Source organism: Myxococcus sp. AM009 (genome assembly GCF_013372605.1).
Lineage (GTDB): Bacteria > Myxococcota > Myxococcia > Myxococcales > Myxococcaceae > Myxococcus > Myxococcus vastator.
Map to the genome: position 1 here is coordinate 1 of NZ_JABXEP010000204.1, position 11,615 is coordinate 11,615.

Consider the following 11,615-nt stretch of genomic DNA (forward strand, 5'->3'; position numbering starts at 1 on the left):
CTCCCGAGCCACACCGTTCGCTTCGCCGTGGTCGAGGGACGCGAGCTGTACGCCGACGTCTTCCTCCCCGAGCCCTCCGCCTCCACGGCCCGCCCCGCCGTGCTCTACTTCCACGGAGGTGGCTGGCGTGGTGGAGAGCGCGGCTATGCCCGCGCCTGGGCCGACTTCCTCACCGCGCGGGGCTATGCGCTCATCTCCTTCGACTACCGGCTCTTTCCTCCCGCCACCGGCTTGAAGGCTCCGGGAGACGTCAAATGTGGCATCCGCTGGGCCAAGGAGCACACGGCCACCTACGGTATCGACCCGGACCGGCTCGTCCTCTTCGGTGAGTCCGCGGGCGGCCACCTCGCGACCCTGGCGGGGTACACCGAGGGAGCTGCTCGCCTGCCGTCCTCCTGCGCCCCCGGGGACACGTCGGTGGCGGCCATCATCAGCTTCTACGCGCCCAGCGACCTGGTGGCCTACGCCGCGAGCGCCCCTGCTCCGCTCGAGGGCTTCACGGGTGTGTCGCTGGAAGGCCACCGCGAGCTGTACGAGTTGCTCTCCCCCATCAATCATGTCGGGCCACGCGCCCCTCCCACGCTCCTGCTCCATGGCGGGGCCGACAGCGTCGTGCCGCTCGACGCCTCGCAAGCGATGGCCGCTCGACTGGCCCAGGCGGGCGTCTCCCATGCCCTCTTCACGCTGCCCTACGCGGAGCACGGCTTCGACATCTGGGATGGCGGCTTCGGCCGTCAGCTCGCCAGGGCGCGGGTGGGGCGGTTCCTCCAGCAGCACGCGCCCGTCGACTGAGGGCGCTCCCTCGCGCTGCAAGTAGATAGGACGCAGTGGGGCGTGAATGAAATCCAGGTGCCCCCCCGTCATGAAGGGCCATCCGCAGCCGGCTCAACGGGCTCGTGCTCGACGTGGAGGGAGCCAACAAGGCCCAGGGGACCCGCGTCGTCACCTGGGAGGCCCATGGCCAGCCCAATCAGGTGTGGCAGTTCGTGCCCGGCCGCGTCCGCGGCACCTACTACATCCAGAGCCAGCTCAACGGCCTCGTGCTTGACATCGAGGGCGCCAGGACAGACGGCTCGGGGCGGCTCATCACCTTCCCCATGAAGCGCGACGGGACGGCGAACAACCAGCTCTGGCAGCTGGATATCTGACCCAAGAGCCACGGGGCTTCGCGGCTGGATTAGTAATAGTCGCGCAGGGTGAGCCGGCGCTTGCTCCCGTCCTTCAACGTTAGCACCACCGTCTTGCCCGTGGCGCGATACCGCCAGCGTGAGAGCTCCGTGCCCGCGGAGTCGGGGCCGATGGACTGTCCATCAATGGCAATGATTTCGTCCCCCACCTTCCAGCCCGCGGCGGCGGCGGGGCCCCCAGGGGCGACCAGCTTCACCACGAGCCGTCCCTCCGAAGGGAGGGCAATCAGTCCGGACCGGTCCTTGAGGAAGGGCTGCCGCAGCGCGCGGGCATCGGGGACCAGCATCAGCGTGTCCGCCGCATAGTCCGTTATCATCCGGAAGCGCCCGAGGACGGCGAGCCCCAGGTTGCCGAGGAGCCGGTCCGAGCCGGAGACACTCTTGCCCGCGTCGTCGAACACCGTGGGCACGTTCTTCAGGGTGATGCCCGCCAGCTGGATGTCCTTCAGCGTCGCCACATCGCGCTCCCGGAGTCCGCCCACGGCTCCGGACAGCGTCTTGGAGCTGCGCCTCCCCGTGAGCAGCCCCGCCTGCTGCCAGTACGCGGGGAAGAGCGAGAGGGCTCCACCGTTGCCCACGTCGAACAGCACCGGAATGGGGGGACGGCCCTCGATGGAGAGCTGGACGGCGCGCTGCCCTCCCGCGGACTCGACCAGGGGGAGCCGCACCGCTCGCGGCGGCGCCTTGAAGCGGGACGCCTCATGGAAGGCGACGCGCCTGTTGGGGAAGTCCACGTCCACGACGAGCTGGTTGAAGGCCTCCTTGCCCAGGACGACGGGCAGCGGGTGGCCTATCAACCGTGCGACCTCGGACAGGTCGATGACAGCGACCGTCAGCCCCGTCAGTGTCAGGTTGCCCAGGGTGATGTCCACGCCGCCGGCGAGCTGGGCCTGTGCCTGCCCGCCGCTGCCGACCGCAGCGAGCTGCCCCTGGGTCTCCAGCCCCAGCTCACGCGCGTAGGCCGTGTCGACCACCGTCATCTCGGCGCCACTGTCGAGGAGCACCTGCGTTGCCTGGCCGTTCACCTGCGCCGGGATGTAGACGCGGTTCTCGTTGAAGAACTCGAAGGGGATGAAGCCCGTGCTGTGGTGGCCGTTCGAGAAGCGCACCTTGCGGACGTCCAGGGGGCGCTCGAAGACGGCGGGAGGAATGGGTACGTTCAACTCCAGCGCCTCCACGACCAGCCGTGAGTCGGAGTCCGGGTTGTCGGTGAGCACCTCCTCCAGAAAGGGCATGCGCACGCCCTGGACCTGACGCCAGTCTCCCATCCGCACGAAGCGGGTGACGTTGTTCTCGCGGATGCTCAGGCCATGGAGGGCTCCGTCGGCCTCATTGAGGAACAAGTCGTAGAGGTCTTCATCGCCGAAGGTGACGCGCACCACCTTCCAGGTGCGGCCGTCGCGCCGTGCGTCGGGCCGCAGTGCGAGCGTGGCGCCGGCACGCCCCTGTAGCGCTGTCCCGAAGTCGAGTGCCACCTGGTGCCGTACATCGCGCACGTCGGTGGCCGAGGCGTCTTCGACCTGTCCGCTGGCGTTCAGCTTCCAGCCTCCTGCCGGAGTGATGCTCATCGACTGGCGCAGCACTCCGTAGTCCGCATCCTCGCGGGCCCGTCCGTCCCGGTGGCTCCAGGACTCCACCAGGCCATTGAGTCCGCCCTCCACGGACTTCCCTCGCGCGTGGATGCTCTCTAGGCGCGTGAAGGCATCCCCGCCCCGCCACGCCAGGTGCCGCGCGAGGAGCGGCTGCAGCGCGTCTGCCCTGGATTCGGTGGAGCCGAGCACGAGGGGCAGGGACATCAGAACCGCGATGAGGAACCTCATGGAGTGTCTCCGCGCTTGGAAGAGGAGAGGGACTGCTGCCCCACGAGGTGGCGCAGCCCGGGTGGGCTCGAGGCGATGAGGGAGAAGGACCGCGCCAGCCGCGTGCGCGCGGACCGCGGCGCGCTCTGCTGGACCTCCGCCGACAGCCCGCTGTGTTGCAGGCAGGAGAGATAGACGCTGTCGCTCCAGATGGCCTGCTTGACGCCGGTGCCATCCGGCGTGAGCAGGGCCACCAGGAACTCGCGGGCGTCCACCACGAGCGTGAGTTGCGCGCCCGGCCAACGCTCCCGAACAAAGTCCGCGTCGGACGACCGCACGCAGTCGAAGGACACCTTGGGGGACGCGTCGTAGACGAGCCCTGCGATGGAGACGCCTCTGGCGCTCGCCTCCGTGAGCGCCGGGGCGAGTGCCCCGAAGGGCGGCGGGAAGAGGTCGAAGAGCAACCGCTCGGTGGCGCCGGCAATCATCGCCCGCGCGCGCTCCATCACCTGTGCGGTGCTCTTGAGGTGGTAGATGCGGTCGTCTTGCACCGGGGCGTGGAGCCTGCGCAGCGCGTCCGCGGCCTCACGCCTGCGCACCTCGAAGCCTCGCTGGAGCGCCGTGAGCACTTCGTCCGGAGGCACGGGCCGGAAGGAGCGGGGCTCGCCCTCCTCGACGAGCACCGCCCCCTTGTGTTCGAGCGAGGCGAGCGCCTGGTAGATGCCCGGAGGCGCCTTCCCCAGCGCCTGCGCGAGCCGATATCCGGTGGCGGGCGCGCCCTTGAGCAACTCGCAGTACACCCGCGCCTCCATCTCCGTGAAGCCAAGGGCCACGAGCCCTTCATCCGCGCCAATGACTCACATTATTACTTATTGGTAATAATGCTCAAGCCGCGGAGCGCCAGGACGCCTGGGGCAAGGGCTGGGTCCACCGGTACCGAGTCCCTTCCAACGCGCGAACAAACGAGGCCTTTCGTCGACAACCGGGCCGTGAATATTCTACCCGGAAGTGCGTCAAGGTGAGCCAGTCGGAGACTGACTCACCGCACCACAGAAAGAAAAAGCTCGATGAACCCGATTGCTCGCGCAGTGCTTGCCTCATCCCTGTTCGCCGCGTCCTCCGCCTTCGCGCAGGACGTCGAGATGAACATCCATGCCGATGACATTGACATGCCGTCGACCCGCATCTCCGTGGAGGGCATGTCCCCGGATGGCGAGGCAGCGGGCGTCAACATGGAGATTCGCGGTGGGGGCGCCCGCATGGAGGTGAACGTGTCGGGCACCGGGACTCCACCGCCGCCGGAGCGACATGAGCGCAGAGAGCGTCGTGAGCGAGTCGCGCCGCGCGAGGAGTCCGTCCGGCATGTGCGGTACGACTCCGAGCCCGCCTTCCGCGACTGTGGAACGAACCAGGACCCGGGCTGCACCATGCAGCGCAACGGCCACTTCGCGATGGACGCGGAGACCTTCCGCGGCTTCATGCAGTCCCTCAAGAGCACCCACAACGAGCTGACGCGGGAGGACATGGTGGAGAAGGTGATGAAGCGCGCCTTCCTCACCGCGAAGCAGTTCGGCCTGGTCCTGGACCTGTTCCAGAACGAAATCACCCGCTTGGACGTGGCGAAGACGGCCGCGCCCCGCGTGGTGAACCCGCAGCACGCGCTGGGATTCGCTTCCAAGTGGAAGAACTCCATCTCCGCTGACGAGTACGTGGAGCTCATCACCGAGCAGTAGTCCGCTCGAGGTCGCCCCAGCAGCCTCCGCGCGCCGCGATATCCCTACCCACCCAGGCGCCCTGCTTCACTGGCCCCAGCCCAGGGGCCAGCGCGGCAACATCAGCCGCAAGGTGGGTGGGGGCCGCGGTGCATCCCCCTCCTGAAGTGGCCCTGGGACTCGGAGTCCTCACCGCCGACGCGCCGAAGTCCCACGGCTCGCCGGGGGCGTGGCGCAAGGCCTTCGACGCCGCGCCATCATCCAGCGCTTCGCGGAGGACTGGATTGTCTCCATCACCGACTTGACGCCGCTCATGCAGAAGCCGCGCAAGCACCTGGACGCCGGACGCGCGGAGCAGGCCTCACGGCTGCTGCCCCCCGAGGCCGTCTACCCCGTGACGGCGGAGCTCGTCCGGCGGCTCGGAATGTGACACCGGGGGACGGGGCAGGATGCCTGGGCCGGTGTGTGCACTGGGAAGGCCGCACGGCCTCTCCGCACCGCATGTGGGCCCTCGGCACTTCTGGGCCTTCATGGTTCGCTCAAGTCGCCCAGACAACGTTCGCGCGCGAGCGCAGGACCCTGCGCGGCCCAAGCAGAGCGGAAGCTTTCACGAAAGCAGTCGCCACGCCCAACCCATGCACAGCGACTGCAGGCAACTGCGTTCCAAGACACAGGGGCAGACTGAAAACATTTCAGATAGTGGCATTCAACGATAGAGCAGCGCAGACAAATATTGCATATCGCTCTCCGGAGCTCAGGTTGGTGAGTTCCATCACCAGGAGAAGCGTATGAAAGCACTGTCATTCGTGATGGTCGCGGGTCTTGCCATGGGTGTGCTCACGGGCTGTGGTGAGACGTCTTCGCCGGAGGCGGTCGCTGGCGAGCAGGGGCCGCGTTACGAGGCCACGTTGAGCGACGGGACGGCCGTGACGGTGCGGGACGCCTCGGGCGAGAGCAACGTGAGCGCCCAAGCCATCGAAGGAGAACGCACCGTCACCGAGGCCGCGTGTTGGGTGACGCTGCAGTGGTGCAGCGAGCCGGGTACCGGCGACATCGTCTGCACCCAGAACGGAGACTGCACCACCGCGCAGTTCATCGAAGCGTGCATCTCGCTGGCCCAGGATATCTGCGGAATCTGATACATCCGTGGAGGCACAGCGTCAGTCCGCGTCAGGGCTGGCGCTGTTGCCGCGGGCGGTGACTCCGTTCATGACCTCGGGGTGCTCCGGGCGCGCGGGGAGACGTGCATTTGCGCGGGTGGACACCCCGAACCCTGGCCTCCCCTGCGAGGCGTGTCGCGCCCGTGCGCCAGCCCGCCCCCGCAAACAGGCCCCTTGAGGCACGCAATGGCACTCCGACTGCTACGGGGCCACTCCGCGCGGCCGTGGCATGCCGCCAGCCACCTCCGGCCGCGCGTCACGAAGGTGAACGACGCCCGGTGGAATATCGGTTCACCCCGTCTTGCGAGCAGGAACCTCGGCCCACCGAGGGGCTTCCCGCCGAGCCCCTGAATCGCGAGACACCGCGCTCCGTGATGGATTCAATTCGGACTTCAGTTCACGCGAAGCGCGAGTCCAGCTTCGTCAACTGGCTCGTAAAACCATCCTGCTGCATCTTCGTGAACTCCTCGCTGTGCATCGCGTCCAGCGTGACCACCATGCGAACGCGGTCGCCGCTCGGGAGGAAGTCCACGGCGATCTTGCTCTCGTAGGTCGCGACCCCGGGCAGAAAGTCGATGACGTTCGTGAGGACAAGTCGCGAATGTGGCGCCACCTCGGTGAAGTGGGAACGGGTCGCATGGGAGGTCGGCTGGCCCATCTGCTTCATCGCGGCAATCATCTCCGGTGCGTCAGCAATCATGTCGTACCGGAGGGCACCGCCTACGCGCGCATCGAGTTCCTGAACCTCGGCACGGAAACCGTGTGGCCCCCACCACGACTCGAAGCCCTCTTTCGTGGTCCAGAGCGCCCAGATGTCCTGGATTCCCGCCCGGTAGGTGCGCTCGATGACGACCTTCGCCTTCTCGTTGCTCATTTTCGCTGCCTCTTTCCTTCGACTCGCCGAGTCTGTTGTTGTTGCTTTTTCTCCAGTGCGGCTCCGAAACGATCGATTCGCGCCTCCCACAGTTGCCGATACGGCGCGAGCCACCCGTCAAGGTCCTTGAACGGCTCCGGCTTCAAGGCGTAGAGGCGACGTTGCCCATCCGGCCGCATCGAGACGAAGCCCGATTCCGAAAGAATGCGCAGGTGCCGCGAGACACCGGACTGGTGGACTCCAGCCTTCTCGACGACGTCGCTGACCTGCTGCTCGCCATACCGAAGTGCCTCGACGATGCGGCGGCGCGTCGGATCAGAGAGCACCTGAAAGACGTCCAGTTGCATGGACGTGTATATACACGCCCATGCATATCTACGTCAAGCTCGGGCCCCTGCACAATCATGCAGCCCCAGAGAGGCTCCGTCGTCCTCGTCGAGGTCCGTCCACACGCGGAAGTGGGGGGACATGCTCATCCACTTCGCGGTGCTGGTCTGGGTGGCCTACACCACGGGCGGGCGCCTCACGCAGGCGGTGAGGCCGCCACCGGCGCCCCTCCCCTCGTGGAGGAGCGCCGGACGGGCTGAGCCGCTACTGCGGATCCCACCCCGCGTTCACCGTCATCCGGTCCAACGCGCGCACGGAGACGTAGGGGACGAAGCCCGCCGCGCGCGAGCGGGTATAGGCGTCCGCGACGTTCGCGGCCTGCACGGCGTAGTCGGTGGAGAGCACCAGCTTGCCGGCCGCGCGGACCCGGGCCGCGTTGGCCCGGTTCTCCTCGCACCAACCCTCGTCGCAGGCGTTGTCGTCGGACCAGTACAGGTCCTCCATGCCCAGCCCGTCGATGGCGGGCAGGTAGGCGGGGTCATCCACCAGCTCCGGGGAGTTCTGGGGCATCACCTTGAAGCCCGGGTCGCGGGCCTTCGCGTACTGGTTGATGCGCGCCAGGAGGGCCACCATCTTCCGCGCGAGGTCGGCGCGGTTGGTGCCCGCGGCGTTCGCGGGAATCTCCTCATACGTCACCACCATGTCCAGGTAGCACCCGGTGAAGCCCGCGGCGAGCGCCTGGTCGAGGCGGCCCTGGACGATGGGCCACCAGCGCTCGTCCCAGTACTTCACGTACTGCTCGTCGGGCCAGCCGCCCACGGGGCCGAGCTTCAGGTCCTCGGGCACCTGGGACCACTCGGGGCGGTACTCCTCGATGGCGCCAATCTCGAAGTACGCGAGCACCTGCTTGCCCTTGGCCTTGAGCGCGGTGATTTCGGCGGCGGTGAACCAGTCGTCATAGCCGTCGCGCGACAGGTCGACGATGGCCAGGTCGAACTTCGAGTTGGCGATGGTGTCCAGCTTCCCCTGGGGATAGTTCGTGAGTTGGTAGGTGAAGCTGTGGACGCCCTCCCACGACACGGGCGTACCGGCGTCGGTCCCCGTTCCCGCGTCGCCAGGGGTGCCCGCGTCCGTGGGAGTCCCCGCATCGCCGGGCGTGCCCGCGTCCGAGGCGGCGACCTGGATGCGCACCACGAGCAGGTCCAGCAGCGACGCATCCGCCGTGGACGTCGTGCGGTAGCGCAGCTTCACCGGGCCTCCGCTGACGAAGCGCTGGGGAGATGTCAGCGCGAGCGACGTGGCGGTCCACCTCCAGGACTGCGCGAAGGTGTTGTCGCCCACCAGCACCCAGGCGCCCGCCGCGTAGTCCCACGCCTCGAACAGCCAGCGCATCTGCGACCTGGCGGGCCCGCGATAGTTGATGCCCACCTCGGCGGCGATGACGTCGGCGGCGCCCACGTCCGCGGGGAGCGCGTACGTGCACGTGGCGGAGGTGCCGGGGAAGAACTCGACGTACTCCGTCCAGCGGTCCTGCGTGCCCGACAATGTCTGCGTGTGCAGCCCCTGGACGCTCTGCCCCGAGCCGATGGCGCCGCTCGCGACCTGGAGACTTGCGCACGTCAAAGTTCGAGCATCCGCGAGGCCCGCCGTGTCCTCGCTCCGCTCCGCGCTGTCCGCCCTTCCGGAGGAACCACCACAGGCGAACAGCGCGATGCACCACAGACTCGTCCACCCTACTGCCGCGACTCGCATGTGCGCTCCCTGTCGCCGGAGCCAGGCCTCGCCCTGACGTCGATGCGCTCGGCGAACGCGGCGGGCTTTAGCGTCCGGCGCGCGGAAGCAGCAACGCGAAGTGGCGCGCGACACGCGACATTCACCCATGGCCTGGAACATTCGTCCCTGTCTGGATGGGGGCCTGGCCTCTGATGGAAATTTGAAGCCCGCATGAGGAGGTATGCGCCAGTCCCTCACGCGCAGGATCCGCGCTGGCGAGGACCTGCTCCACGGGGTGGCGCGGCTCTGGATTCTGACCGCGCCCACGGAGCTGCCGCATGGGTGTCCACGTCTCGCCGACCTCACGCCGCGCAGCCAGCCGCCTCCTCGCACCAGCCCGGTCGGCGTAGAGCAGACCGAGGAGGCGTGAGCTTCGCTCCTCGGTCTTCTCCCGTTCGGAGCCGGATGGTTCGTGTTCGAGAACCATGACTCGTGAGCAAGGTTGGTCCGAGCGGTGCTCCCCGTTCCGGCCGAGCGGGGGCTCACCTGGAGCCTGTCTCCAGCCACGCTCGAATCCGGAGTGTTAGACCGTGCTCCGCGAGGCCGCGGCCTGCGCCTGCGTGGTGGCGTCATCGCCGGGCGCGGGGGTCATCAGGCTGACCTTCAATTTCGTCCCGGTGGATGACACCCCGAAGAAGGAGTCATAGGCGTCGATGTGCTGCTGTCCCACCGTGTTCAGGAAGTCCAAGAACGTGCTCGGCTTCGCGGGCAGCGGCGACGGCGTGAACATCTGCGAAGGCAATCTCACGTAGGGGTTTGGGTTCGGCAACAATTCGTACTTCGCGTTGATCGCACCATAAACGAGGTTGGCGTCGAGCCCGAAGAGACCACCGAGCGGACCATAGAGCGTCTGACAGGACTGGTCCTTGACATAATCCCACACGACGTCGTTCGGCACATTGAAGGGCTGGATGTTCATCAGGTTGGTCCAGCCGTGAGGCACGACATCGTACTGGTTCCAAATGACCTGATTCCAGAACCCATACTTTGTAATGCCGCGGATTCCCGTCGGCGGGAATATCGCGCTGAAGACGTTGACGAAGCCTTGATCTCCGGTCGAAGGAGCAGCCGTCGGCAGCACGTAGAGCGCGCCCCACCGACTTGCCGCGAAGATGTCCGGGTAGAGCCAGAGGGCCAAGGTCGGGCTGAGCGAGCCACCCAGGCTGTGCCCAGCGAAGATCAGCGTCGCTTGGGAAGATTCATTGTCCTTCAAGAAGGATTGAATCGTTTTTTGCGTCTTCGGGTCCTGCAGGTTCAGCAGATTCGTGGTTCCCCACGCAGCCCCCTGCGAGATGTACCCCACGGTCCTCGTATCTGGATTTTCACCATTCGCTGGGTTGATGCCCAGAGGAAAACCGACTGTGACCGTGACGTTGTTGTCCAGGCAGTCCGTGCCATACCAGTTGTGGTCAACATCCTTGTTTCCGTTGGTGCCAGCGACCGCCACGACATAGCAGTTGGCCGACGCATTGTAGGCCACGTACATGACCTGGTCGGCCACCTTGGACACTCTGGACTTACCACTACAGTCCTTGTCAGCCTGGAAGACGCAGGGCCCCCACACTCGCGTCCACACGCCCAGTTGGTCGCTGTGCTTCGTCAGCGCGTCGTCTATGGCCGGTCCAAGTTGCTGCTGGATGTCGGAGGCCGAGCCTTCCAGGCTTTCACCCAGACTCGAGAACCTTGAGAGCTTGAACACCGTTTGAATGATGTCGTAGCTCCCCCCGGCGTAGATTGGATTTGTGACTTTCATATGACTCATCCTTTTCCTTGGTCGTGGTACGGCAGCGCACCGCCGCTTGTCGGCCTCGGAGCATTCGGCTACCGCTTCGAGCCCCGTCACAAACCCAAAGCAGAAGACGTGCCAGCACCGCGCGCCTCGACTTCCCGAGGCGAACGCACGCATGCCAGGCCTCGCACCGGGTGTTTGACGCGTCAGCAGCAGGCTTGACGCGCCCGTGGACACGTTCTTTTGCAAGACCTCGTTCAACGGGTCCTCGGCACACCTGCGCCTACCCAAGGCCCTTTCGCCGCGTCGTGTGTGCTTCCAAGCCACGTTGGACAGTGCGTCCCCCCGGGCAAGATCCACCAGGCCCGTGCGAGCAAACCGCCCGCGCTGAAGTTCCACAGTGGCGCCAACGACTCCACCATCAACCCCATCCGTCCCAGCGTCCGCCGCTGGACGCGGATGGCCCTCTCCGAGGGTACGGCGGCGCGGTTGGTGGAGACGCCTTGAGCGCGCATGCTCCGGGAGCGCGTACTTCATGCGTGGACTCCGGACAGCGGCGGGGTGCGCAGTCTTCACTGCGGCCCACCTGGGCATCCAACATGAGTACCGACACCCCTGCTGAAGGTTCTTCAGTTGTGCGTGATTCACGACCTGGGTGAGGCCACCCCCGCCATCCGCCAGGGGACGTTCCCCAACAAGAGCGAGCAGGAGCGGACCGACCTGGTACACCCGACGCAAACGCTCGGCTCCCCCCTGCGCGAACGCATCCTGCCCCTCTGGGAAGAGTACGAGCAGGCTGCGTCACCCGAAGCCCAGGCCTTGGAGGCGCTCGACAAGCTTGAGACCCTCCCGCAGCACACCCAGAGCGCGGACCCACCGGACTTCGACGACGCATTCAAGGCTCCGAGGAACACCCTGCCGCTGGCGCTCCGACCTGAAGCGATAGGGGGGAAGCATGCTCCCAGGTTCAAACGCGATGGCCGCCGTCCGTGTCGTCGGTGTCCGCATGGACGCCTGCCCCGCCCATTCCGACGCCTCCAGCGCCGGCACCTCC

Annotated in this window: 13 protein-coding genes; 7 read left to right on the forward strand and 6 right to left on the reverse strand. The window is 66.8% G+C overall.

Annotated elements, in window-relative coordinates; all coding sequences use genetic code 11:
• The coding region (locus HV824_RS32150) for an alpha/beta hydrolase (protein ID WP_176424948.1) at nt 1-792 on the forward strand (792 nt) is incomplete at its 5' end.
• 80 nt (nt 793-872) lie between these two features.
• The gene (locus HV824_RS32155) at nt 873-1,148 is read left to right on the forward strand and encodes an RICIN domain-containing protein (protein ID WP_368670902.1); all 276 of its coding nucleotides are present in this window, start codon (nt 873-875) and stop codon (nt 1,146-1,148) included.
• A 29-nt stretch (nt 1,149-1,177) separates the two neighbouring features.
• Here the strand turns inward: HV824_RS32155 and HV824_RS32160 are convergent, their stop codons facing one another.
• Nucleotides 1,178-3,007: an aspartyl protease family protein gene (locus tag HV824_RS32160; RefSeq protein WP_176424949.1), complete on the reverse strand. Its 1,830-nt coding sequence runs from the start codon at nt 3,005-3,007 to the stop codon at nt 1,178-1,180.
• A complete protein-coding gene (locus tag HV824_RS32165; RefSeq protein WP_368738130.1) occupies nt 3,004-3,819 on the reverse strand; it encodes a TrmB family transcriptional regulator in 816 nt (271 codons plus the stop codon). The genes HV824_RS32160 and HV824_RS32165 overlap by 4 nt, the downstream gene beginning before the upstream one ends.
• A gap of 234 nt (nt 3,820-4,053) precedes the next feature.
• Between HV824_RS32165 and HV824_RS32170 the strand changes: the two genes are divergently transcribed.
• The 3 genes from HV824_RS32170 to HV824_RS32180 all read left to right on the forward strand — a co-directional run bounded on the left by HV824_RS32170 (nt 4,054) and on the right by HV824_RS32180 (nt 5,837).
• Nucleotides 4,054-4,719, forward strand: a complete 666-nt coding sequence (locus HV824_RS32170; protein WP_176417180.1) for a DUF4476 domain-containing protein — start codon at nt 4,054-4,056, stop codon at nt 4,717-4,719.
• Nucleotides 4,720-4,927: 208 nt separating this feature from the next.
• The gene (locus tag HV824_RS37740; protein WP_368670896.1) at nt 4,928-5,128 is read left to right on the forward strand and encodes a DUF4291 family protein; all 201 of its coding nucleotides are present in this window, start codon (nt 4,928-4,930) and stop codon (nt 5,126-5,128) included.
• Nucleotides 5,129-5,486: 358 nt separating this feature from the next.
• Nucleotides 5,487-5,837 carry a hypothetical protein gene (locus tag HV824_RS32180; protein ID WP_176417179.1) on the forward strand — a complete coding sequence of 117 codons (351 nt, stop codon included), beginning with the start codon at nt 5,487-5,489 and terminating at the stop codon, nt 5,835-5,837.
• A gap of 418 nt (nt 5,838-6,255) precedes the next feature.
• Here HV824_RS32180 and HV824_RS32185 read toward each other — a convergent pair whose 3' ends face one another.
• The 3 genes from HV824_RS32185 to HV824_RS32195 all read right to left on the reverse strand — a co-directional run bounded on the left by HV824_RS32185 (nt 6,256) and on the right by HV824_RS32195 (nt 8,811).
• Nucleotides 6,256-6,732, reverse strand: coding sequence for an SRPBCC domain-containing protein (locus HV824_RS32185; protein ID WP_176417178.1), 477 nt, complete (start codon nt 6,730-6,732; stop codon nt 6,256-6,258).
• Complete coding sequence (locus HV824_RS32190) at nt 6,729-7,079, reverse strand: helix-turn-helix transcriptional regulator (RefSeq protein WP_176417177.1); 351 nt, start codon at nt 7,077-7,079, stop codon at nt 6,729-6,731. Before HV824_RS32190 ends, HV824_RS32185 begins: the two co-directional genes overlap by 4 nt.
• Nucleotides 7,080-7,323: 244 nt before the next feature.
• The gene (locus HV824_RS32195; protein ID WP_176417176.1) at nt 7,324-8,811 is read right to left on the reverse strand and encodes an endo alpha-1,4 polygalactosaminidase; all 1,488 of its coding nucleotides are present in this window, start codon (nt 8,809-8,811) and stop codon (nt 7,324-7,326) included.
• A gap of 202 nt (nt 8,812-9,013) precedes the next feature.
• On the opposite strand from HV824_RS32195, the gene HV824_RS32200 reads away from it, so the two are divergent.
• Nucleotides 9,014-9,202, forward strand: a complete 189-nt coding sequence (locus HV824_RS32200) for a hypothetical protein (RefSeq protein WP_176424950.1) — start codon at nt 9,014-9,016, stop codon at nt 9,200-9,202.
• 153 nt (nt 9,203-9,355) lie between these two features.
• On the opposite strand, the gene HV824_RS32205 is transcribed toward HV824_RS32200, so the two are convergent.
• Nucleotides 9,356-10,585 carry a hypothetical protein gene (locus HV824_RS32205; protein ID WP_176424951.1) on the reverse strand — a complete coding sequence of 410 codons (1,230 nt, stop codon included), beginning with the start codon at nt 10,583-10,585 and terminating at the stop codon, nt 9,356-9,358.
• Between the two features lie 594 nt (nt 10,586-11,179).
• Between HV824_RS32205 and HV824_RS32210 the strand changes: the two genes are divergently transcribed.
• On the forward strand, nt 11,180-11,615 hold a 436-nt coding region (locus HV824_RS32210), incomplete at its 3' end, for an HD domain-containing protein (RefSeq protein WP_368738131.1).

Coding starts and splice junctions, on each gene's coding strand:
- HV824_RS32180 (WP_176417179.1), top strand. CDS start 5,487: ATGAAAGCACTGTCATTCGTGATGGTCGCGGGTCTTGCCATGGGTGTG.
- HV824_RS32190 (WP_176417177.1), bottom strand. CDS start 7,079: ATGCAACTGGACGTCTTTCAGGTGCTCTCTGATCCGACGCGCCGCCGC.
- HV824_RS32170 (WP_176417180.1), top strand. CDS start 4,054: ATGAACCCGATTGCTCGCGCAGTGCTTGCCTCATCCCTGTTCGCCGCG.
- HV824_RS32160 (WP_176424949.1), bottom strand. CDS start 3,007: ATGAGGTTCCTCATCGCGGTTCTGATGTCCCTGCCCCTCGTGCTCGGC.
- HV824_RS32200 (WP_176424950.1), top strand. CDS start 9,014: ATGCGCCAGTCCCTCACGCGCAGGATCCGCGCTGGCGAGGACCTGCTC.
- HV824_RS32185 (WP_176417178.1), bottom strand. CDS start 6,732: ATGAGCAACGAGAAGGCGAAGGTCGTCATCGAGCGCACCTACCGGGCG.
- HV824_RS32195 (WP_176417176.1), bottom strand. CDS start 8,811: ATGCGAGTCGCGGCAGTAGGGTGGACGAGTCTGTGGTGCATCGCGCTG.
- HV824_RS32205 (WP_176424951.1), bottom strand. CDS start 10,585: ATGAAAGTCACAAATCCAATCTACGCCGGGGGGAGCTACGACATCATT.